Source organism: Streptomyces tibetensis (genome assembly GCF_007655005.1).
In the GTDB taxonomy this organism is placed as follows: Bacteria; Actinomycetota; Actinomycetes; order Streptomycetales; family Streptomycetaceae; genus Streptomyces; species Streptomyces tibetensis.
In genome coordinates, this window is sequence record NZ_SZVW01000024.1 from 47,901 (window position 1) to 68,476 (window position 20,576).

Sequence of the window (20,576 nt, forward strand, 5' to 3'; positions counted from 1 at the left end):
CGGATGCAGGTTGGGCACAGTGCGCGAGGAGCGAGGCAACCGGTACAGCATGTCGAACGGTGCAGTTCACGGCCGTCGCACACCGGAGCACGTGCGGGCGCACACGGCGCCACACCGCCACTCCCGTTTCGTGTTCCGCTTGTCGACGCCGCGGCGGCCGTACGCCGCTGAGAGCTCGGTTTCAGCCTTCCGCGGGCGGCTTCCGAGCGACTGGAACTCGGCCTACGGCGGCAACCGCTTTCCGGGCCGAGGGGGCGCCGAACTCGTCCGGCGAGCAACGCTTTCGTCGACTTGCTCCGCCACATCGACGGCGTGCGAACGGCGCCTCCCACACGCCGGCCGTCGTCTGCTCGGGGGATCGACGAACCGGCCGGGTGAAGGTGCTCGGTCTCAGCCCGGGGCCGGGCCCGTGCGGTTGACGCGGATGACGTCGCCGGGCCGCAGCAGTCGGTAGCACCACTTCGCGTCCGCCGAGCGCAGCCCGATCCAGCCGCGTGTGACGTCGCGTTCGCCGGGGGCCTGCTCGTTGTGGGCCAGGGCGACGAGATAGGTGGTCGTGCCGTCGGCGGCCCGCAGCTCGACCACCCAGTGCATGGCGACGTCGTACTCCGTGCCCAGCCCCACGGTCGCGCCCGGCAAGCGCCGTTCGGGGTACTTGGCGACGACGGTCATCCGGCCGGTCGGAGTCGGATGCTGCGCGGTGCCGCCGGATACGGGCAACCGGCGTCCGGACAGGACGAGTTCGTGTTGCGTGAGGTCGACCGTCGCCGTCGCCCGCTGCGGTTGTTCCGGTGACGGCCGGGGCGGCGCGGTGGCGCTCGCCGCGGCGGGTGGTTCCGGGCGGGCGCCGTCGTGACCGGTGAACGCCACCGCCAGACCGCCGGCGAGGACCAGTACGACGGCGGCGGCCCCGCTCGCGTATGCCGCACGGCGCCGGCGTCCACGGCGCTCGGCCAGCCGCCTGATCTCCTGCCCCGGCACCGGCGGGGCGGCCCGATGCCGGTCGGCGACCTCGTGCAGCAGGTCGGTGAGGTCATCGGACACGGTCGCCCTCCTTCTCACCGCTGTCGTTCCGCTCGGAGCCGAGATGCTCGGCGAGCGCGGCCCTGCCGCGTGACAGGCGGGCCTTCACCGTTCCCACGGCCGCGCCGGTCTCGGAGGCTACCTGTTCCACACTCAGGTCGCACAAATGGTGCAGAACGATCGCCGTGCGCTGTGCCTGCGGCAGCCTGCGCAGGGCCTGGACCAGTGCGGTGTGCTCCGGCCCGGGCCCGGGGACGTGCTCGGGGGCCGCGTGGTGGCGCACCAGTTCCAGCCAGCGCCGGGCACGACGCCAGCGGCTGACCGCGAGCCGTACCGCGACCGTCCGCACCCACGCCTCCGGTGCCTCGTCGGTCAGCATGTCGCGCCGTCGGTCCCAGGCGCGCACGAACGCTTCCTGTACGACGTCCTGAGCCTCCGCCAGATCCCCCGTGACGGCGTAGACCCGCCCGACCAGCCGCGGGAAGGCCGAGGCGTAGAAGATGTCGAACTCCTCCTCGGTCATGCCCCGTTGCGCCCCCGTGTGGTCCTCGCCCGGAAGTCCGGGGAAAGAGTTCGTATCCGCTGCAACCCGACTGCCGTGCCGTGCGTACAGGTGGCGTACATGGAAGCACAGGGCGACCGCACGACGAGATGCCGTCCGTTCAGGACGGTGCCTCGCAACAACAGAGGAGACAGACGACGATGCAGCGTTTCACTTCACGTTCGATGATCAGAGTCATGACCGCGGCGGCCGCGACGATCCTCGTCGGGGCCGCTACGGCCGCTCCGGCGGTTGCCGCGCCGGGCCAGCAGAGCGAGCGGGCCACCGCGACCGTCAAGGCCAACCAGACGGTCGTCACCTGGATCAACGGCAACGTGCGGATCGGACCGGCGACGGGCTACCGGATCGCCTACACCGTCGCGGCGAACCAGAGCCTCAGCGCCGAATGCTGGCTCGTGGGCGGTCCCGTCACCGCCAACGGCATCAGCCACGACAAGTGGGTGCTGCTGTCGGACGGCAACTACATCTGGGGCGGCCTGCTCAAGGGCAACGAGGTGGGCAACGTGTCCAGGCCCTGTTTCTGACGGGCCGGCACCGCTGTTCCCGTCCTCACGGCCTGCTCGCCTTCCGCCTTGCTCCACCCGTCAGAGTCCGCGCCCGCGGAGCCGCCGGGCGATCTCCAGCTGGGCGTCGTCGAGGGGGCGGCCGTCCTCGATGTCCCACAGGGCGTTCTGGAGGAGGCGGGCGAGGGTCCAGGCCCGGGCGCGGTCGCGGTCCAGGGCGAGGACGTCGGTCATGGCGTCGAAGCGCCAGAGGATGTCGTCGGGGTCGAAGCGGTTGTCGAGGGCGGGCCAGAGTTCGAAGCCGGGGTCGCCGGCGAGGGGCTTGGGGTCGATCGCGAGCCAGGGGGCGCGGTCACAGGCCAGGACGTTGTCGAAGTGCAGGTCCCAGTGGAGGAGCCGGTCGCCGGGTTCGTCCACGACCTGGCGGACGGCGGCGGCCAGGTCGGCGACGACGCGGCGGGTCTCCGGGTGGGGGATGCGGCCGAGCGCCCAGGGGGTCCGGTCGAGCATGGCCCGGGCGATGTCGCCGAGGCTGCGCATGCCGGGCGGGGCCGGGAAGGACGTGAGGTGGGCCAGCAGCTCGGCGATGGTGACCACGGCCCGGTGGGTGTCCGGCACGCGGGACAGCATGCGGTTCTCGTCGAGGCGTTCCAGCAGCATGGTGCCGGTCGGCTCGTCGTGGTTGAGGAGGCGGACGGCTCCGTCGCCGTCCCAGGCGCGCAGCGCGACCGGTTCGCCCTCGCTCTCCTCGTCGAGGATCTGGAGCTTGAGGACCGCCGGGGTTTCGTCGGCGGTTCGGACGACCGGCACGACCAGGGCGGAGACGCCGTGCATCGGGGGGCCGTCGGGCTTGAGGCCCCAGTGGTCGAGGAAGCGGGCCGTCTGCTCCGGCAGTCCGGCGATGAAGGCGCGGCCCGCCTCGCCGTTGAACTTCTCCTGCGATGCCGCCAGTTCCCGGGGAATGTCGATCACTCCCGGGACGGTAGTGGGGCGCACCGGGTCGGGCACGCGAATTCCGCCATGGCGCCCCGCCCCCCGAGTTGTAGTGGGCTCCCCCCGGCCGTAATGGGCTCCCGTCCCCCCAAGCCGTAGTGGGCTCCCCGTCCCCCCAAGCCGTAATGGGCCCCCCGTCCCTCCGGGTCGTAGCCCCGGGCCCCAGCGCCGTAGTGGGCTCTCCGTCCCTCAGGTCACCGGTTCCGGCACGGGTGCGTCCGCCTGTGCGCCGTGTTTCGGGGCCTTCGTCGTCACCATCAGGCCCGCGATGAGCCCGGCCAGCAGCATGATGCCGGCGGCCCACCAGATGGCGACGGTGTACCCGTGGACGACACCCTCGCGGGCGACCCGGGTGCGGTCCGACGGGTTGGTGAGGTGGGCCGCGACGTACGTGGCGGTGCTGGTCGTCGCGATGGTGTTGAGGAGGGCCGTGCCGATGGAGCCGCCGACCTGCTGCGAGGTGTTGACCGTCGCGGACGTCACGCCCGAGTCGTGCGGGGCGACGCCCGCGGTGGCGGTGGCGAAGACCGGCATGAACGTCAGGCCCATGCCGAGGCCGAGCAGCAGCAGCGCGGGCAGGATCTCGGAGGCGTAGGAGGAGTGCGTCGTGATCTGGGTGAGGAGCACCATTCCGGTCGCGGCCAGGACCATGCCGGGGACCATCAGCATGCGCGGCGGCACGTGCTGGAGCAGCCGGGCGGAGATCTGCGTCGAGCCGATGATGATCGCGGCCGTGAGAGGCAGGAAGGCCAGGCCCGTCTTGACGGGGGAGTACACGAGCACGGCCTGGAGGTAGTACGTCAGGAACAGGAACAGGCCGAACATGCCGATCACGGCCAGTGCCATGGTCAGGAAGCAGCCGGCGCGGTTGCGGTCGCGGATGATGTGCAGCGGCAGCAGCGGCATGGGCGCCCGGGACTGCCACCACACGAACACCGCGAGCAGGACGGCGCCCGCGGCGAACAGCGACAGCACCATCGGATCGGTCCAGCCGCGGGACTGGGCCTCGCTGAAGCCGTAGACGATCGCGACGAGACCGCCGCAGCCGAGCAGGACGCCGGGGACGTCGAGGCGGGCGCCGGCGTGACCGGGGCGGTCGTGCAGCAGGGCGAGGGCGCCGAGCACGGCGGCGATCGCGATGGGCACGTTGACGTAGAGGCACCAGCGCCAGCCCAGGTATTCGGTGAGCAGACCGCCGACGATGAAGCCGAGCGCGGCGCCGCTGCCGGCGAGGGCGCCGTAGATGCCGAAGGCCTTGCCCCGTTCCCTGGGGTCGGTGAAGGTCGTCGTCAGCAGGGACAGTGCGGAGGGGGCCAGAAGGGCGGCGAAGACGCCCTGGAGGGCGCGGGCGCCGAAGAGCATGCCCGCTCCGGTGGCGGCGCCGCCGAGCGCGGAGGCGGCGGCGAAGCCGGCCAGCCCGATGACGAAGGTCCGCTTGCGCCCCACCAGGTCGGCGATCCGGCCGCCCAGCAGGAGCAGTCCGCCGAAGGCGAGGGTGTAGGCGGTGATGACCCACTGCCGGTTGCCGTCGGACATGCCGAGGTCGCGCTGTGCGGAGGGGAGGGCGATGTTCACGATCGTCGCGTCGAGCACGACCATCAGCTGGGCCAGGGCGATGACGACCAGGCCCCACCAGCGGCGCGGGTCGGTGTCCACGGGAGGGCCGCTCTCGCCTGTCCGGGTGACACTCATCTGGCCAGAAGACCACGGATCGGGGCGGCCTGCATCCGCGACATCGTCGCCGCCGGTGGGGCGTCGGGTCATGGCTCCAGAACCACCTTCCCGGTCGTGCCGCGGGTCTCCAGGGCGCGGTGCGCGGCCGCGGCCTCGGCGAGCGGGAAGCGCTGCACGGCCGGGGTGAGCCGGCCGGCGGCGGCCTCGGTGAGGGCGCGCAGTTCGAGGGTGCGCAGGGGGTCGGGCCCGCCGGCCTTCCCCAGCATCACCGGGCCGAGGACCTGCTCGGAGACGCCGTCGACGAGGTAGGGGCCGCCGCTGCGGATTCCCTCGCCGGACCAGCCGAAGACGATGTGCCTGCCGCCCGGGCCGAGGAGGGCGACGGCCTCGCGGGCGACGTCCCCGCCGACGCCGTCGAAGACGACGGTCGCGGTCCGGCCGCCGAGATGGGCGCGGACCTTGGCGGGCCAGGCCGGGTCCTTGTAGTCGACGGCGAGATCGGCGCCGCCCGCCTGCACACGGGCGGTCTTCTCCGGCCCGCCCGCGAGGCCCACGACGGTCGCGCCGGCGTTCTTGGCGTACTGCACGAGGAGGGTGCCGATGCCTCCGGCGGCGGCCGGGACGACGACCACGGAGTCGGGGCCGAGGTCGGTGAACTGCAGGATCCCCATCGCCGTACGGCCCGTGCCGATCATGGCGACGGCCTCGGCGAAGTCGAGGTTCCCGGGGATCTCGTGCAGGCGCTCGGTCTCGGTGACGGCCAGCTCGGCGTAGCCGCCGGGGACGAAGCCGAGGTGGGCGACGACCCGCTTGTCGAGCCACAACCCGGCGACGCCCTCGCCCAGGGATTCGACGACACCGGCGACCTCACGGCCGGGGACGGTGGGCAGGGTCGCCGGCTCGTTCGCCGGGCCGCCCGGCATGCCCTCGCGCAGGGCGGCGTCCAGGAGGTGGACGCCCGCCGCACGTACAGCGACACGCACCTGGCCGGGGCCGGGCCGGGGGTCCTCGACCTGCTCGTAGGTGAGGTTCTCGGCCGGGCCGAAGGCGTGCAGGCGGATGGCGTGCATGACAGCTCCTCTGGGGGCGTTCGCTTCCTCTGACGGGGCGTTCGATGCGACCAGCCTCCAACCTCAAGCTTGCTTGAGGTCAAGCTCGCGTCGGCCGAGGGCCAGGGAGACCGCCGTCAGGGCGCTGTTGAAGGACACCTCCGACAGCACTCCGGGGGCCGCGACCTGGTCGCCGGTGAGGTAGACCCCGTCGCCCCGGTCCACGGCCGGCCGGTCGCGCCAGCTGGTGCCGGGCAGGTCGACCGCGCCCGTACGGCCGTTCGCCACCGACTCGCGCCGCCAGGTGAGCCGCTCGCGCCAGCCCGGGAAGCCGAGGTCGAGCAACTGCTCGGCGCGGGCGGTGCCGTCGGCCCTGGACTCGTGCGGGGCGAGGGGGATCTGCCCCTGGATCAGCTGCTCCCCGGCCGGGGCCAGGCTGCGGTCCTGGGCGGTGAACCGCTCCAGCCAGCCGGGTGCGTCCAGGTCGGAGACCGCGAAGGCGTCCCCGCGCCGGGTGCGCACGGCCAGGTCGACGAGGGCGGTTCGGCCGCTCGGCCAGCTCAGGGAGTCGTCGCCGAGCAGGCGGCGGGCGGCGTCGAGGGAGGTGGCGACCACGACCGGCGTGTCCGTGGGGAGCGAGTCGACGCGGGACAGGGTCTCCAGCCGGACGCCCAGGTTCCAGGCGCGGGCGGCCATCCGGTCGATGAGGCTCGCCCAGCCGCCGCGCGGGTAGTGGGCCTCCGGAGGCAGGTTGGTGGCGCGGCGCAGCCGCTCCTGCACGAACGCGGCCGACAGCGACCCCGGGTCGTGGTGGAACAGGGCGACCGCCGAGTAGTGGGCGGCGGCCCGGGCCCCCTCCTCGCCCGCGATGCCCGTCGCCCAGGTCAGGAAGTCGGCGTCCACGGGTGCCTGCCGGCCCGTCCGGCGCAGCAGCTTCAGCAGGGCGAAGGGCGGGGTGCGGCGCAGCACGCCCTGGTGCCGCAGCCGGAGCCGGGCCGCCTCCAGGGGCGGGAGGGGGGCGAGCGGGCCGATGAGGTCGCGCTGCTTGAGCCAGGCCCAGTGCGGGCCGCCGTTGTAGAGGGCGTGCGGACCCTCGTTGGTGCGGTACGGGCCCTCGGCGGTGCGCGCCCGGCCGCCGAGGGTGTGGTGGGCCTCGTGCAGGGTGACCTTGGCGCCGGCCTCGGCAGCGGTGATGGCCGCGGTGAGTCCGGCGAAGCCGCCGCCGATGACGGTGATGCGGTGCATGACTGTGGATCTCCCTCGGATCGGGGCCGCCTTCCGGGAGTACGACCGATCGGGGACGCCGGAATGTGACATCACCGATGTCCGCGCAGGTCAGGGCCCTTTGTCAGTGGCGGGGTGCAGCATGGGGGCATGGCGAGGAGAGCGGCGGGCGGTACGGGTGTGAAGGGCGCGCGGCGACCGGAGGTGCGGCTGCCGGTGCTGGAGCCGTACGGAGGCGGGGAGCTGGAGCCGGACGGGGACTACGACGGGCTGGAGTTCCGGGAGGCCGACCTCTGCGGGCAGGACGGATCGGGTGCCCGTTTCATGGACTGCGCCCTGACGGGCTGCGCGCTGGACGAGACTCGGCTGCGGCACGCCCGTCTGCTGGACTCGGCCCTCACCGGCGTCCGGGGCGTCGGCACCGACCTCGCCGAGGCGACCCTGCGCGACGTGGAGCTGACCGACGCCCGGCTCGGCGGACCGCAGTTGCACGGGGCGGTGCTGGAGCGGGTGCTGATCCGCGGCGGCAAGTTCGACTATCTGAACCTGCGCACGGCCCGGCTCAAAGACGTCGTCTTCGAGGGCTGCGTCCTGGTCGAGCCGGATTTCGGCGGGGCCCGCCTGGAGCGCGTGGAGTTCGTGGACTGCGCGCTGAAGGGCGCCGACCTGCACGCGGCGACCCTCACGGACGTCGACCTGCGCGGCGCCGCGTCCCTGGAGATCAGCCGGGGCCTGGACCGGCTGTCGGGGGCGGTGATCAGCACGGCGCAGCTGCTGGATCTTGCGCCGGTGCTCGCGGCGCAGTGGGGGATCCGGGTCGAGGGCTGAGGGGGCCTTTCACCCTGGGCGCGCGACCCGGGTGGGCGTGGTGAAGGGGCCCTGAGCCGGGCGGTGGCTACGGCAGGCGGGGGAAGCGGGCCTGGAGGGTCCAGATCGCCGGGTTCTCCGCGAGGCCGTCGTGCAGGTCGGTGAGGTCGGCGATCAGGTCGTGCAGGAAGTCCCGGGCCTCGCGGCGCAGTTCGCTGTGGGAGACGGTGAGAGGGGGCTCCTCCGCGCGCATCCAGTCGGCCTCGATGTCCACCCAGCCGAAGCGGCGCTCGAACAGCATCCGGTCCGTCGACTCGGTGAAGTCCAGCTCCGCCCGCTGCGGCCGGGACGCCCTGGAGCCCGCCGGGTCCCGGTCGATCCGCTCCACGATGTCGCACAGCGCCCACGCGAAGTCGAGCACCGGCACCCATCCCCAGGCTGTGGACACCTCGTGGTCCGTCTTGGTGTCCGCCAGATAGACGTCCCCGCAGAACAGGTCGTGCCGCAGTGCCCGGACGTCCGCGCGCCGGTAGTCGGTCTGCGGCGGGTCGGGGAAGCGGTTGGAGAGGGCGTAGCCGATGTCGAGCACGGAGGTGATGGTGTCACGCGCCCGTAGGATCGCGAACGTGGCCCGATCTGTGCGTCCTGTCCCCACGTTGCCCGCAGCCACGCTGCTCGTCTGCGCCCTCACCGCCTGCGGCGGCGGGGTGCACGGCACCCCGGGCGGCTCCGGCGTCCGCGACCCCTACTTCCCGAAGGCCGGCAACGGCGGCTATGACGTCACCCACTACGGCCTGCGCCTCGCCTACGACCCCGGCGCCCACCACCTCACCGGCACGGCCACCCTCACCGCCCGCGCGACCAAGGACCTCTCCGCCTTCGACCTCGACCTGCTCGGCATGGAGGTCGAGCAGGTCACGGTCGGCCGCGAGGTCGCCCGCTGGAACCGCGCCGGGCAGGAGCTCACCGTCCGGCCGCACGGCGACATCGGCCGGGACGACACGTTCCGCGTGACCGTCCGCTACTCCGGAGCGCCCGAGACCGTCACCGACCCGGACGGCTCCGAGGAGGGCTGGCTGCGCACCCCGGACGGGGCGCTCGCGGTGGGCGAGCCGACCGGGTCGATGACCTGGTTCCCCGGCAACCACCACCCCTCCGACAAGGCGGCGTACGACCTCACGGTGACCGTGCCGAAGGGGCTGCGGGCCGTCTCAGGCGGGGAGTTGCGCAGCGAGACGACCGCCCGCGGGCGTACGACGTTCGTGTGGCACACCGGTGAGCCGATGGCGAGCTACCTCGCCACCCTCGCGATCGGCCGCTTCGACATCAGCCGTTCCCGGGCCGGGGACCTGCCCGTGTACACGGCCGTCGACCCGGCCGAGGCGGCGGCGAGCCGGGGCGTGCTCGGGAGGCTTCCCGAGGTGCTGCGGTGGTCGGAGCGGCGGTTCGGCCCGTACCCCTTCTCCACGACCGGCGCGATCGTCGACGACGCTGCCTTCGTCGGCTACGCCCTGGAGACCCAGAGCCGGCCGGTCTTCCCGGGCGCCCCCGACATCACGTTCCTCGTCCATGAGCTGGCCCACCAGTGGTACGGCGACTCCGTCACGCCCGAGAGCTGGCGGGACATGTGGCTCAACGAGGGGTTCGCGACGTACGCGGAGTGGCTGTGGGCGGAGGACCACGGCGGCCGGAGCACGCAGGAGACGTTCGACGCGGTGTACTCCGGCGCGTACTTCGACACGGAGGAGGCGGGGGAGGAGATCTGGGAGTTCCCGCCGGCGGACCCACCGAGCGCCGCGCGGATCTCCGGCCCTCCGGTGTACTGGCGGGGGGCGATGGTGCTGCAGAAGGTGCGGCAGGCCGTCGGGGACGACCGGTTCTTCCCGATCCTCAAGGGGTGGGCGGCGACGCACCGGTACGGGAACGCCGACACCGCCGACTTCACGGCCTATGTCGAGAAGCAGGCGCCCGGAGCGGACCTGGAGGGGGTCTGGGAGACCTGGCTGTTCGGAGACGGGAAGCCGGAGCGGCCCTGAGGCCTCATGGGGTAGTCAGTTCCTCGCGCAGGACCGTGCGGGGGCGCCCGTGTTGCAGATCCTCGCGGTGGTCGACGACCCGGTAGCCGAGGGCGGTCAGAAGGCCAGGGCCTTCGGGTTGTTCGCCGTAGGGGCTCGGGTGCTCTGTCCGTGCGGGTGGGTTGTGGCTTGGCGCGCAGTTCCCCGCGCCCCTGGGGGAGTCCCCAGGGCCGGTCGTGCGGCCCTGGGACTCCCCTGCGGAACGCTCAGGCGTCCGTCAGACGTTCACGCCGAAGTCCTGGGCGATGCCGACCAGGCCCGAGGCGTAGCCCTGGCCGACCGCGCGGAACTTCCACTCGGCGCCGTTGCGGTAGAGCTCGCCGAAGACCATGGCCGTCTCCGTCGCCGCGTCCTCCGACAGGTCGTAGCGGGCGATCTCGGCGCCGCCGGCCTGGTTGACGATGCGGATGTAGGCGTTGCGGACCTGGCCGAAGTTCTGGCTGCGGTTCTCGGCGTCGTAGATCGACACCGGGAAGACGATCTTGTCGATGTCGGCCGGGAGGGCGGCGAGGTTGACGTTGATCGCCTCGTCGTCGCCGGCGCCCTCGCCCGTGCGGTTGTCGCCGGTGTGGACGATCGTGTTGTCCGGCGTCTGCTTGTTGTTGAAGAAGACGAAGTGGGCGTCCGAGTAGACCTTGCCCTGCGTGTTGACCGCGATCGCCGAGGCGTCGAGGTCGAAGTCCGTGCCGGTGGTGGTGCGGACGTCCCAGCCGAGGCCCACGGTGACGGCGGTCAGGCCCGGAGCCTCCTTGGTGAGCGAGACGTTGCCACCCTTGGACAGGCTTACAGCCATTGTTGGGAGTCCCTTCCCTCGTTTACGTGCGGCGAAGAAGCTGCGGCACCGAAGCTACAGCTACCCCCATGAACGTGGAGAGGGGTACGCGAGGTTCCAGGTCCTTTACTTTCTTTACTCGCCGTTATTGGGATGACGTGGACGGGACAGAAGCGGGAACATGGACGGCATGTCCGGTCACCACGTCATCCGCGGCTCCGTCTCCCTGCCCGAGGCCGAGCTCATGTGGCGTTTCTCGCGGTCGTCGGGGCCGGGTGGGCAGCACGTCAACACCAGCGACTCGAAGGTCGAGCTGAGCTTCGACCTGGCGAAGACCGAGGCGCTGCCCGCGGTGTGGAAGCAGCGGGCCCTGGAGCGGCTGGCGGGGCGCCTGGTCGACGGGGTCGTCACCGTGCGGTCCTCGGAGCACCGCTCCCAGTGGCGCAACCGCGAGGCCGCGGCCGTACGCCTCACCGCGCTCCTGGCCGAGGCCACGGCGCCCCCGCCCAAGCCCCGCAAGCCGACCCGGATCCCCCGGGGCATCAACGAGCGCCGGCTGCGGCAGAAGAAGCAGCGCTCGGAGACGAAGCAGGGGCGCTCCGCGCGGAACTGGGGCTAGCGGGACACCCCCTGGGCCGTGTCCGGAAAGTCCCGTCGTCCGCCCGGAGCCGCGGGGCAGGCGGGGCCGTGCGGACACCGCCTCTAGGACAGGTCCAGGACGCCCACGGTCTGGTCGCCGCTGGTCTCGCCGTTCGGGCGGAATCCGAGCCCCAGGTAGAAGCCCCCGGGGCCGTCGGGTCCCGGGTGCCAGGTGACGTAGAGCTGCTTCGTGCCGCGTCGGCGCAGTTCCGCGGCGACGGACTCGACGGCGAACCGGCCGTACCCCCGCCCCTGCTCCCCGGCCGCGATGTTCAGCCGCCACAGGCCCGAGCGGCGGACGCTGCCGTCCTCGTACCAGTCGATGTCGAGGAAGGCCATGAGGAAGCCGACCGGGCGGTCGCCGTCGACGATCAGGCGGGGCCAGGCGGTGCCCGGGTGGACGTAGGCCTCGGCGAGGGACTTCACGACGGGGGCGACCGCGTGTTCCTGGCCGGGGCGGACATGGACGCCCAGGGCGGCGTCGAGGTTCGCGGGGGTGATCTCTTCGAGGCGCGGGCCGGGTGTCGACATGCGCGCACCCTAGGCGGGCGGCTCGGACCCCGGCCAATGGTTTCCGCAGCGCGCTGCGCCCGGGGCCGCTCAGCCCAACTGCCGGTACTTGCCCCGGAAGTACGCCAGCGGGCCCCCGTCCGTGCTCGGCACCCGGGCGGTCAGGACACGGCCGATCACCAGTGTGTGGTCACCGGCGGGGACCCGCTGCTCCGTGCGGCACTCCAGGACGGCCAGGGCGCCGCCGACCAGCGGGGAGCCGGTGTACTCGCCGCGCGTGTACGGGATGTCCGCGAACAGCAGCCGGTCGCTGACCCGGCCCTTCATCGCGAAGCGGCCCGCGATGTGCCGCTGGCTCTCGGAGAGGACCGAGACCGCCCACAGGTCCCGTTCCTCCAGCAGCTCGTCCATGCGGGAGCCCGCACGCAGGCTCACCAGCACCAGGGGCGGGTCCAGGGACACCGACATGAAGGCCGTGGCCGTCATGCCCACGTCCTCACCGCCCGGCGCCGTGGGGTCGTCCGGGTCGAGCGGCGGCTCCTGCGCGGTCACCAGGACCACGCCCGAGGCCAGCCGGGACATGGCGGCGCGGAACTCGTCGTTGCTCACCCCCTCAGCATGCCCGGAGGCGGGCGACGGAATGATCGGGGACGTGGCAGCGGGAGTGTTCGGCACACCCGGAACGCTAATCTCCGCCCCGCGGGCCCGGCATCGGACTCCCGCCCGATCACGGTCCTAGGACCACCGGCGGACATCCGCGGTCGCCTGACGGGTACCGGGGAAATACATGTGCGCAACCTGACAAAGTTTGCGTTCGGTAGACGTACGTGAAAACGCAGAAACTCCACTCAAATGTTCAGGTTTGCCTGTGACTTGAGTCACAAGGGGCAGGAATTGTTGACCCTGTGTACCGAGTGAGCAGCGCGCTGTGATTCAGTGGCGGGGAAGCTGCCAGGGCGGTACGCCGACGAGAACCCTTGAATCGCTGCGAGTACTCGGGGGGAGGGCGAGCATGGAGACCGAGTCGGAGCCCTACGTCCGTCTTGCGTCCCTGCGACAACTGCACCAGGTCATGGCCGACATGAACACGGCCCGCAGCCTGGCGGACACACTGCAGACCGTCGCGGAGGGCGTCGTCACCGCCCTCGGGTACGAGCTGGCGTGCGTGAACCTCGTACGGCCGGACGGCGACCTCGTCGTCGCCGCCTTCGTCGGGAACCCCGCCGCCGAGGCCCTCATCACCGGCCGGGTCGGCTCGCGCGAGTCCTGGGAGCGCCGCCTCGGCATGGGCGAGCACTGGGGCGACCTGGTGTTCATACCCCACACCGAGGGCTGGGTCCTCGACGACGACGACGTCCCGCAGTGGTACACCGACGGCCCCGCCCCCCGCTTCGAGGACGAGTGGCACCCCGCCGACCGCCTCTTCGCCCCCATGTACGCGCCCGCCCCGAAGGGCAGCGGGACGTGCGGCGAACTGATCGGCGTGCTCTCCGTGGACCGGCCGCGCAACGGCCGCCGGCCCGGAGCCTGGGGCCGCGAGGCGCTCCAGATGTACGCCTTCCAGGCCGCCATCGCCATCAGCAACGCGCGGCTGCGCGCCAACATGCAGCGCGCGCTCGTCCGCCTGGAGCGCGAGCAGCAGGCCCTGCGGGCGAGCGAGGAAAGCTTCCGGCAGGCCTTCGAGTACGCACCGTCCGGCATGGCCATCGCCGAGATGGGCGGCGACCAGCACGGCCGGATCCTGCGCACCAACGACGCGCTGTGCCGGCTGCTCGGCCGCCCCGCCTCCGCGATGCGCCGCTACTCCTTCTCCGACCTGGTCCACCCCGAGGACATAGGCACCCTGCTGCGCACCTCGGCGGAGGGCGGGCGCGCGGAGCTGCGCCTCGGCCGCCGGGACGGCACATACATCTGGGTCAGCCTGCGCAACAGCGTGGTCGCCGACGCCGCCGACGGCCCGCGCTTCCTCCTCACCCACGTCGAGGACATCGAGGAGCGCAAGCGACGCGAGCTCCAGCTCGCCCACCGTGCCTCGCACGACTCGCTCACCGGCCTGCCGAACTCCGCGGAGCTGCGCTCGCGCCTGTCCGCCCGGCTCTGTCAACGCGCGTCATCCCCGCACACCGCCGTGGAATCCGTCGACGCGGCCTACGGCCATCCCGACTTCGACGTGGTCGGGCCCGGCTTCGACTTCCGGCAGAGCGCCGAGCCGTACGGCGCCTACGACCACCATGTGCACACCGTCGCCCCGGAGGGGAGCCACGACGACGGCACCAAGGGCCTCGCCGTGCTCTTCTGCGACCTGGACGGCTTCAAGTCGATCAACGACCGGTTCGGGCACAACGCGGGTGACGCGGTTCTCATCGAGGTCGCCCGGCGGCTGAGCAACGGCGTCCGCGACGGTGACACGGTCGCCCGGCTCGGGGGTGACGAATTCGTCATCCTGGCCGACGGGCTCGGCCGCGCCGACGCGCAGGACCTCGCGGTCCGCCTCCGTAACGAGATCATCCAACCCATCCGCGCCGAGGGGCGGGCCGTCCGGGTCGGTGCCAGCTTCGGCATCGGATGGGCACACTGTGGAATGACGGCGGACGAAGTGTTGAAATCCGCTGACGAGCGGATGTACGTCGAGAAACGATCTCGTCCCAAACAACACAGACGCGCCGGGTGAAGCCCTGGTCAGCGAGTTGATGCGGTCTGAGTCACCCGTTTGGGTCTCTGGGAGCGGGTAGGCTCGCTAACTCACCCGTGTACCGCATGCACCGCACCTGACTGAGGAGACCAAGGGATGACGCCCGGCAACAACGGCGCGAGCACGCCCGAGGACGACGACCCGTTCGGCTATCTCTACGCCGACGGGCAGGCCAACGGAGCCCAGCCGCCGTCCGGGGGCTACGGCTACCCGAACTCGGTCAACCGGGTCAGGGCGGTCGGCACGCGCCCCTATGGCCAGCAGTCGCAGAACGCGACGGCGCCGTACGGCCAGGTCCCGCAGCAGCAGGGCGCGTACAGCCAGCCGAACGCGCACTACGCGGCGCCGGAGACGCTGCCGGGTGGTGCGCAGACCGCGCAGCAGCAGATGCCGGCCGGTGGCGGTGGCGGCCGGGGTGGCCGTGGCCCGAATCACAAGGGTCTGCTGATCGGCGCGATCGCGGTGGTCGCCGCGGTCGTGATCGGCATCGGTGTGGCCATGCTGGGCGGCGACAAGGACAAGGACGGCGCGTCCGACGAGGTGGGCACGAAGCCGACCCAGTCCCAGGACGCGAAGCCGAGCCCTTCGGCGAGCAAGGGTGGAGCGACCCGGCAGGATCTCCCGAAGACCGACGCGAAGGCGTTGCGGCTCGGGCCGGGCGTCTCGACCGCGTCGGACATCAAGGGCTCGAAGTCCGACGGCGGCGTCTATGTGACCGGCTTCAACCATGTGGGAGCCACGGTCACCTGGACCGTCGACGGCATCAAGAAGGCCGGGAACTACCGGCTGTACGTGCGTTACTCCGTTCCGGGCGTCGATGCCAACGCCACGCTGGTCGTCAACGGCAAGCCCGAGGACCGGCCGCTCAACATGGAGAACTTCGGCGGGACACCGAAGGGCGACTACGAGAAGGGCTGGAAGGAGACGTGGTCCAACGTCAACCTGACGAAGGGCACGAACACGGTCGAGGTCGCCTGTAACGAGGGCAACCAGTGCGACGCGTTGCTCGACAAGCTCTGGATCGCTCCGGAGCAGGGCCAGTAGAGCGGTAGCGGTCTCGCACCGGGCCGGGTCGGTGAACCGGGCTCACGCCGCGCTGACCTCTCCCGACACCGACACCCGCCCCAGCAGCTCCTCATAAACCCCCCGGTCGAACTCCCCGGCCACCGGTGCTGTCACCGTCGCCGCCGCCAGGGCCGTCGCCCGGATGAGGCGGGTCGGCCAGGGGAGTCGGTCCGACAAGCCCGAGAGCAGGCCTGCCACCGCCGCGTCGCCCGCGCCCGTCGGATTGCCTCGTAGCGAGGTAGGGGGGAGCGCACGCCAGCGGCCTTCCCGGGTGACTGCCAGGAGGCCCTCCGGGCCGAGGGACGCGACCACCGCGGCCGCGCCTCGGCGGCGGGCGTCCTGGGTCGCGCGGAGTGGGTCGTGGGAGCCCGTGAGTTCCGCCAGTTCGTCGGCGTTCGGCTTGATGATGTCCGGGCGGGCCGCGACGCCCCGGCGCAGGGGCTCGCCGCTGGTGTCCAGGAGGACCGGGACCGCGAAGGAGCGGGCCGTGCGGACCAGTCCCGCGTACGCCCCCACCGGGACGCCCGGCGGCAGGCTGCCGCACAGGGCCACCGCGGAGACGGACGGGAGCAGGGCCTCGTAGGCCTCCTGGAAGGACGACCATTCGGAGGGTGTGATCGTCGGGCCGGGTTCGTTGAGCTGCGTCGTGTCGCCGGTGCGCTCGTCGACCACGGCGACCGTGCGGCGGGTCGCGCCCGACACCGGGACCAGCGCGTCCACCACCCCCGGCACCGCCGCGAGCTGCTCCTGCACGACCCGGCCCGTCGCCCCGCCCGTGAATCCCGTCACCGTCACCTCGTGCCCGAGCGCCGCCAGCACCCGGGCCACGTTGAGCCCCTTGCCGCCGGGGCGTTCCGTCACCTCGGAGACGCGGTGGGAGGCGTGCGGCCGGAGGGAGGGGACGCGGTAGGTGATGTCGAGAGCGGTGTTCAGTGTGACCGTGAGGATCACCCGGGCCGACCTCCCCCGATGTGCGTGCCGACGTGAACGTGCAGGTAGCCCGATCATGCCAAAGAGACGGCGGTCGGCCCAGTCCTGGAGTCGGCCACCGTCTCCCGACTGCGGGACGGATCAGCCCAGTTGGGGAGGGACCACCCATTCGCCCCGGCGCATCACGCCCTTCAACTCGTAGGTGGAGTCCAGGATCAGCAGGTCGGCGTATTTTCCGGGCTCCAGTGAGCCGATCGTGTCGGCCAGGCCGAGCAGCCGGGCCGGGTTGGCGCAGAGGGCCGTCACCGCGTCCTCGACGGTGAGGCCGTCGACCGTGACCGCCCGCTGGAACGCGCGGTCCTGGGTGAGGGTCGAGCCGGCGATCGTGCCGTCCTCCACCAGCCGGGCCACGCCGTCCGCGACCTCCACCTCCAGCGGGCCCAGCCAGTAGCGGCCGTCGCCGAAACCGGCCGCGTCCATCGCGTCCGTGATGAAGGCGACCCGGTCCGCGCCCGCACGGTGGAACGCCAGTTGCAGCGCGGCGGGGTGGAGGTGCGTGCCGTCGTTGATCAGCTCGACCGTGATCCGGTCGTCCTCCAGGAGCGCGGCGATCGGGCCGGGGGAGCGGTGGCCGAGCGGCGGCATCGCGTTGAAGAGGTGGGTGGCGACGGTGGCGCCCGCGTCGATGGCCTCCACCGTCTGCTCGTACGTGGCGTCCGTGTGGCCGATCGCAGCGATCACGCCGTGGTCGGCGAGCAGGCGTACGGAGTCCAGGCCGCCGGGGAGTTCGGTGGCGAGGGTGAGCATCCTGGCCCGGCCCCGGGCCGCGTCGATCAGCTTGCGGACGTCCGCGGGGTGCGGGTCGCGCAGGAGTGCCTCGGAGTGGGCGCCCTTGCGGCAGGGGGAGATGAAGGGTCCCTCGAAGTGGATGCCGGCGATCTCGCCCTGCTCGGCGAGTTCGCTCAGCAGACCGGCGCGGCGGGTGAGGCTCTCCATGTCGCCGGTGACGGTGGAGGCGACCAGGGTGGTGGTGCCGTGCAGGCGGTGGGTGTGGATGCCCTTGAGGATGTCGCCGACCGTGCCGGAGGTGAAGGAGGCTCCGCCGCCGCCGTGGTTGTGCAGGTCGACGAAGCCGGGGATGACGTAGTGGCCGGTCACGTCGATGACCTGGGCGTTTTCCGGTGCCGACCGGGTGATGCGGGTGCCGTCGACGGTCACCTGGCCGTTTTCGACGGGTCCTGTGGGGAGGACGACGGTCGCACCGGTGAGGATCGTGGGGTGTCCGGCCGTCGCGGGGTGCGGGTGGTGTGTGGCTGGTCGCGCAGTTCCCCGCGCCCCTGAGTCCGCTGCCATCAGGGCGTTACCTCCATGCGGTCGGTGTGGTCGAGGAGATCCCAGGCCAGGAGCCCGGCACCGAGACATCCGGCCGTGTCACCCAGCGCCGCCGGGACGAGTGACGGCTGTTTCTGGAAGGTGACCCGCTGCCGGATGGCCTCCCTCAACGGCGTGAACAGGGTCTCTCCCGCTTCCGCCAACCCGCCGCCGATGATCAAAATGCGGGGGTCCAGCAACGTCAGGGCGGTGACCAGGCCGTCCGCCAGGGCGTCGACGGCCTGTTGCCAGACCGCCTCGGCCCTCGGGTCGCCGGAGTCCACCGCCTTCGCGCAGTCCGCCGCGTCCGCCCCCGGGTCGCCGGAGGCCGCGGCCCAGGCCCCGCTCACGGCCGCCGCCGAGGCGAAGCGCTCCAGGCAGCCGCGCTGTCCGCACGGGCAGGGCGCCCCGCCGGGGCGTACGACGATGTGGCCGATCTCGCCCGCGAAGCCGTGCGCGCCCGCCTCGACCCGGCCGTCGACGCCGATGGCGCCCGCGATGCCGGTGCCCAGTGCCACGAACAGGAACCGGTCCGCGCCCCGGCCCGCGCCGACCCGCCCCTCGGCGAGACCGCCGGTGCGCACGTCGTGGCCGAGGGCTACGGGCACGCCCAGCCGCTGCGCCAGCAGGTCGCGCAGGGGGACGTCGCGCCAGCCGAGGTTGGCCGCGTAGGCGGCGACGCCCCGGGCCTCGTCGACGATGCCGGGGACGGCGACGCCGGCGGCGGACGCGGGCGTGCCGAAGTGTTCGGTGCCGTACGCGCGCAGCTCTTCGGCGAAGTCGAGGATGCCCGCGACGACGGCGTCCGGCCCCTGGGCGCGTCCGGTGGCCCGGCGGGCACGGTGCAGCACCTCGCCCCCCGGCCCGGCCAGAGCGGCCTTCATTCCGGTGCCGCCCACGTCGAGGGCGATGACATGTCTCACGGGAACAGTGTGACCCGGGGACCCGCGAGAGGTCTAGTCCACTCACGTGGTGTAGACCTTGTTCCGGATATCGAAATGGTTTGGCGGCGGTGACGCCGGGGTTGGGGAAGAACAGCAGTGCAGCGGCGGATGGCAGGAACGATCGCGGTGGTGTCCGCACTGGGCATGACGGCGGTCCTCGGCGGCTGCGGCCTCACGGGCGGCTCGGCCGACGTGACCCTGAAACTGGTCGCCGCCGACTACGGCGACAACGCGGCCAACAGCTCGAAGAAGTACTGGGACAAGCTCGCCGACGAGTACGAGGCCGACCACCCCGACGTCGAGATCGACGTCAGCGTCTACTCCTGGAACGACGTCGACCGCAAGGTCCGGGAGATGGTCGCCGCCGGTGACCCGCCGGACATGGCGCAGATCGGCGCGTACGCCGACTACGCGGCCAAGAACCAGCTCTACAAGGCCGACGACCTGCTCTCCATACCCGTGCAGGCGGACTTCGTCGGGCAGCTGGCCTCCGCGGGCCAGGTGAAGGGCGTGCAGTACGGGATGCCGTTCGCCGCCTCCACGCGGGTGCTCTTCTACAACAAGACCCTCTTCGCCAAGGCCGGCATCACCCCGCCCGAGTCCTGGAACGACCTGGCCGAGGACGCCGAGGCGCTCAAGGCGGAGGGTGTGAAGTACCCGTACGCGCTGCCCCTCGGCCCGGAGGAGGCGCAGGCCGAGACCATGCAGTGGATGCTCAGCGGCGGGGGCGGCTACACCGACAGCGTCGACAGCTACGCCATCGACTCCCCGGAGAACATCGACACCTTCTCCTGGCTGAAGAAGGACCTGGTCGGCAAGGGCCTGACCGGGCCGGTCGCGCCGGGCGAGCTCAACCGGGCCGCGGCGTTCGCCGCCTTCGCCAAGGGCGAGGTCGGCATGCTCGACGGCCACCCGTCGCTGATGAAGATCGCCGCCAAGGGCGGCGTCAAGTACGGGATGGTGCCCACGCCGGGCCACGAGGGCCCGAGCAGGTCCACGCTCGGCGTCTCCGACTGGATGACGGCGTTCCGCAAGAACGGCCACCGCGACCAGGTGGGCGACTTCCTCGACTTCGTCTACAGCGAGAAGAACGTGCTGGCCTTCTCCCGCGAGTACGACCTGCTGCCGGTCACCTCCTCCGCGTCCCGCACCATGGCCGCGTCCGAGGAGGACCGGCACCTCAAGCCGTTCCTGGAGGAGCTGCTGTCCTCCGAGCTCTACCCGGTCGGCAAGACGTCCTGGGCCGACGTCGCTTCCCAGGTCAAGGGGCGGATCGGCAAGGCCGTCGCGCCCGGTGGCAGCCCCTCGGGCGTCCTCGGCACCCTCCAGGCGGCGGCGACCCGGGCGGAGAGCGCGGAGTAGCTTCGCTGTGCTGTCGGTGGCGGGCGTTACGGTGCCGGGTATGGACGAGGAGACGGGTGAGCGGGGGCTCGGGCGCAGGGAGCGGGACATTCTCGCGCTCGAACGCCGGGGCTTTCCCGGGCCCGGGGCGAAGGAGCGGGCGATACGTGAGGAGCTGGACCTCGCGCCTGTTCGTTACTACCAGCTGCTCAATGCCCTGCTGGATGACGCTCGGGCGTTGGCGCATGATCCTGTGACGGTGAATCGGTTGCGGCGTGTTCGGGAGCGGCGTCGGTCCGAGCGGTGAGGGTTGAGCGGTGAGGGGCGGGGGGGGGCTTCCGGCCGTCGTGCGGGTGCGGTTGCGTCGTGGTTGTTCGCGCAGTTCCCCGCGCCCCTGGAGGG

Annotated in this window: 21 protein-coding genes; 8 read left to right on the plus strand and 13 right to left on the minus strand. The window is 72.1% G+C overall.

The genetic code is table 11. The annotated features are described in order from the left end of the window. Nucleotides 1-390: 390 nt before the first annotated feature. On the minus strand, nucleotides 391-1,044 hold the full coding sequence (locus tag FDO69_RS33830; RefSeq protein WP_159030675.1) for a L,D-transpeptidase: 654 nt from the start codon (nucleotides 1,042-1,044) through the stop codon (nucleotides 391-393). Next, entirely contained in the window at nucleotides 1,034-1,546 is a 513-nt protein-coding gene (locus FDO69_RS33835; protein ID WP_104785951.1) for a SigE family RNA polymerase sigma factor, read from the minus strand. Before FDO69_RS33835 ends, FDO69_RS33830 begins: the two co-directional genes overlap by 11 nt. Before the next feature lie 215 nt (nucleotides 1,547-1,761). Here FDO69_RS33835 and FDO69_RS33840 point away from each other — a divergent pair, with 215 nt between their 5' ends. Then, nucleotides 1,762-2,109 carry a hypothetical protein gene (locus FDO69_RS33840; protein WP_104785954.1) on the plus strand — a complete coding sequence of 116 codons (348 nt, stop codon included), beginning with the start codon at nucleotides 1,762-1,764 and terminating at the stop codon, nucleotides 2,107-2,109. Between the two features lie 60 nt (nucleotides 2,110-2,169). On the opposite strand, the gene FDO69_RS33845 is transcribed toward FDO69_RS33840, so the two are convergent. The 4 genes from FDO69_RS33845 to FDO69_RS33860 all read right to left on the minus strand — a co-directional run bounded on the left by FDO69_RS33845 (nucleotide 2,170) and on the right by FDO69_RS33860 (nucleotide 7,049). Continuing rightward, entirely contained in the window at nucleotides 2,170-3,060 is an 891-nt protein-coding gene (locus tag FDO69_RS33845; RefSeq protein WP_104786196.1) for an aminoglycoside phosphotransferase family protein, read from the minus strand. A 210-nt stretch (nucleotides 3,061-3,270) separates the two neighbouring features. Then, a complete protein-coding gene (locus FDO69_RS33850) occupies nucleotides 3,271-4,773 on the minus strand; it encodes an MFS transporter (RefSeq protein WP_104785957.1) in 1,503 nt (500 codons plus the stop codon). A gap of 68 nt (nucleotides 4,774-4,841) precedes the next feature. Further along, nucleotides 4,842-5,825: a zinc-binding dehydrogenase gene (locus FDO69_RS33855; protein ID WP_104785960.1), complete on the minus strand. Its 984-nt coding sequence runs from the start codon at nucleotides 5,823-5,825 to the stop codon at nucleotides 4,842-4,844. 63 nt (nucleotides 5,826-5,888) lie between these two features. Further along, complete coding sequence (locus tag FDO69_RS33860; RefSeq protein WP_104785963.1) at nucleotides 5,889-7,049, minus strand: FAD-dependent oxidoreductase; 1,161 nt, start codon at nucleotides 7,047-7,049, stop codon at nucleotides 5,889-5,891. Nucleotides 7,050-7,178: 129 nt separating this feature from the next. On the opposite strand from FDO69_RS33860, the gene FDO69_RS33865 reads away from it, so the two are divergent. Continuing rightward, nucleotides 7,179-7,856 carry a pentapeptide repeat-containing protein gene (locus FDO69_RS33865; RefSeq protein WP_104785966.1) on the plus strand — a complete coding sequence of 226 codons (678 nt, stop codon included), beginning with the start codon at nucleotides 7,179-7,181 and terminating at the stop codon, nucleotides 7,854-7,856. A 67-nt stretch (nucleotides 7,857-7,923) separates the two neighbouring features. Here the strand turns inward: FDO69_RS33865 and FDO69_RS33870 are convergent, their stop codons facing one another. Next, a complete protein-coding gene (locus FDO69_RS33870; RefSeq protein WP_104785969.1) occupies nucleotides 7,924-8,424 on the minus strand; it encodes a hypothetical protein in 501 nt (166 codons plus the stop codon). A 7-nt stretch (nucleotides 8,425-8,431) separates the two neighbouring features. Here FDO69_RS33870 and FDO69_RS33875 point away from each other — a divergent pair, with 7 nt between their 5' ends. After that, entirely contained in the window at nucleotides 8,432-9,871 is a 1,440-nt protein-coding gene (locus tag FDO69_RS33875) for a M1 family metallopeptidase (RefSeq protein ID WP_234388219.1), read from the plus strand. 256 nt (nucleotides 9,872-10,127) lie between these two features. Here FDO69_RS33875 and FDO69_RS33885 read toward each other — a convergent pair whose 3' ends face one another. Then, nucleotides 10,128-10,703 (minus strand): TerD family protein, encoded by a 576-nt coding sequence (locus FDO69_RS33885; RefSeq protein ID WP_030829245.1) that lies wholly within the window; start codon nucleotides 10,701-10,703, stop codon nucleotides 10,128-10,130. 160 nt (nucleotides 10,704-10,863) lie between these two features. Here FDO69_RS33885 and arfB point away from each other — a divergent pair, with 160 nt between their 5' ends. Beyond that, a complete protein-coding gene (gene arfB, locus FDO69_RS33890) occupies nucleotides 10,864-11,301 on the plus strand; it encodes an alternative ribosome rescue aminoacyl-tRNA hydrolase ArfB (protein ID WP_104785975.1) in 438 nt (145 codons plus the stop codon). 83 nt (nucleotides 11,302-11,384) lie between these two features. On the opposite strand, the gene FDO69_RS33895 is transcribed toward arfB, so the two are convergent. Next, nucleotides 11,385-11,852 carry a GNAT family N-acetyltransferase gene (locus FDO69_RS33895; protein WP_104785978.1) on the minus strand — a complete coding sequence of 156 codons (468 nt, stop codon included), beginning with the start codon at nucleotides 11,850-11,852 and terminating at the stop codon, nucleotides 11,385-11,387. 69 nt (nucleotides 11,853-11,921) lie between these two features. Beyond that, nucleotides 11,922-12,506, minus strand: coding sequence for a flavin reductase family protein (locus FDO69_RS33900; protein WP_167526731.1), 585 nt, complete (start codon nucleotides 12,504-12,506; stop codon nucleotides 11,922-11,924). A 337-nt stretch (nucleotides 12,507-12,843) separates the two neighbouring features. On the opposite strand from FDO69_RS33900, the gene cdgB reads away from it, so the two are divergent. Next, nucleotides 12,844-14,502, plus strand: coding sequence for a diguanylate cyclase CdgB (gene cdgB / locus FDO69_RS33905; protein WP_104785981.1), 1,659 nt, complete (start codon nucleotides 12,844-12,846; stop codon nucleotides 14,500-14,502). A 117-nt stretch (nucleotides 14,503-14,619) separates the two neighbouring features. Next, nucleotides 14,620-15,567: a CBM35 domain-containing protein gene (locus FDO69_RS33910; RefSeq protein WP_104785984.1), complete on the plus strand. Its 948-nt coding sequence runs from the start codon at nucleotides 14,620-14,622 to the stop codon at nucleotides 15,565-15,567. 42 nt (nucleotides 15,568-15,609) lie between these two features. Here FDO69_RS33910 and FDO69_RS33915 read toward each other — a convergent pair whose 3' ends face one another. The 3 genes from FDO69_RS33915 to FDO69_RS33925 form a co-directional block, all read right to left on the minus strand. Then, nucleotides 15,610-16,539, minus strand: coding sequence for a 1-phosphofructokinase family hexose kinase (locus FDO69_RS33915; protein WP_104785986.1), 930 nt, complete (start codon nucleotides 16,537-16,539; stop codon nucleotides 15,610-15,612). A gap of 120 nt (nucleotides 16,540-16,659) precedes the next feature. After that, complete coding sequence (nagA, locus tag FDO69_RS33920) at nucleotides 16,660-17,871, minus strand: N-acetylglucosamine-6-phosphate deacetylase (RefSeq protein ID WP_199838349.1); 1,212 nt, start codon at nucleotides 17,869-17,871, stop codon at nucleotides 16,660-16,662. Beyond that, a complete protein-coding gene (locus FDO69_RS33925; protein ID WP_104785989.1) occupies nucleotides 17,871-18,812 on the minus strand; it encodes an ROK family protein in 942 nt (313 codons plus the stop codon). The genes nagA and FDO69_RS33925 overlap by 1 nt, the downstream gene beginning before the upstream one ends. A 129-nt stretch (nucleotides 18,813-18,941) precedes the next feature. On the opposite strand from FDO69_RS33925, the gene FDO69_RS33930 reads away from it, so the two are divergent. Further along, entirely contained in the window at nucleotides 18,942-20,195 is a 1,254-nt protein-coding gene (locus tag FDO69_RS33930; protein WP_170320983.1) for an ABC transporter substrate-binding protein, read from the plus strand. 40 nt (nucleotides 20,196-20,235) lie between these two features. Continuing rightward, the gene (locus tag FDO69_RS33935) at nucleotides 20,236-20,481 is read left to right on the plus strand and encodes a DUF3263 domain-containing protein (protein ID WP_104786203.1); all 246 of its coding nucleotides are present in this window, start codon (nucleotides 20,236-20,238) and stop codon (nucleotides 20,479-20,481) included. The last annotated feature ends 95 nt before the right edge of the window (nucleotides 20,482-20,576 follow it).